This window comes from Rhizobium sp. AP16 (assembly GCF_000281735.1).
Taxonomy (GTDB): Bacteria; Pseudomonadota; Alphaproteobacteria; order Rhizobiales; family Rhizobiaceae; genus Rhizobium; species Rhizobium rhizogenes.
In genome coordinates this window covers 1-944 of sequence record NZ_AJVM01000062.1, presented here as the reverse complement: position 1 = coordinate 944, position 944 = coordinate 1, and the positions used below count along the sequence as shown (strand labels likewise).

Here is a 944-nt window from a genome sequence, read left to right as displayed (position 1 = left end):
CGGCCGCCATTGGCGGCGATGTTCTGATACTGGGCGATCGCCTGCTGGATGTTCGGGACGGAATCAGGCCCGAGGATCGGCGTGTTCGACTGGACGGCGGCGGCGGTGCGTGCCGCGGCCTTTGCGTCGAACTGGTCATCCCAATTGCCGCGGGCGCGGTTGTTGATCAGCGCGTCGAGGGGCGTCTGATCCTGCTGCGCGAGAGCAGGAGCGGCCAAGGCGGCCACGCCAAAAGTTGCCGCAGACCGCAGGAAGAAGCGGCGCGAGAAAGGTTCAATTCCGTTTTTCTTCGACATATCCCTACCGTTCAACGCTGCGATCAATTTCATCCGCAGCCAAGAGAGGAAGCAGCAAATACCCCGGCTTATGCCAAGTCGTGCAGCTCAGTATCAATCCGTTGCCTCAAAGCACCACAAAAACTTCGTCACGGACCGTCACAATATTGCGAGGCCAAAGCGCTCAGGCATGAAAATCAAGACTTGAAGCGCAGCTTGCCGTTCGTTTCCGCTGTCATAGCAATATGGCCGATTCGTGTCGCCCGGCATGAAACTTGCCTTCGCCTGCCGGATCGGAAGAAACGCCATATTGCACTTGCTAAAATACCACTAGATGAGCGCGGTTAATAGCGCCTGTTGATCCGGCGTCAATCGTGTAGAGGTCGCGGACGGCGCTCGTCCCGCAAGGTCGTGGCGGGACGTGGCAAAAAGCCCACAGACAGGCAGATATCCCTCCCCTCAAACAAACACAGCCGGACGCGCAGGGAACGCATCCGGCTTGTTTTGACTGGAGAGTCTTGCGGTCAATCCGCGGGTATTGCTTACAGGCGATACAGGATCTGGTCGTTCCAGAAACGGTCGAGGCGCTGCAGGAGCTTGTTCATCTGGGTGAACTCGTCCGTGCCGATGCCGCCGACCTTGTCGATCGAGCCGATATGGCGGGGGGGG

2 pseudogenes are annotated in these 944 nt (G+C 58.8%); both read right to left on the bottom strand.

Going from position 1 to position 944, the window contains the following annotated elements:
* Positions 1–296 (bottom strand): annotated as a pseudogene (locus PMI03_RS16450) (murein L,D-transpeptidase); the annotation flags it as partial.
* 521 nt (positions 297–817) lie between these two features.
* Positions 818–944, bottom strand: a pseudogene (locus tag PMI03_RS16445) (MarR family transcriptional regulator); the annotation flags it as partial.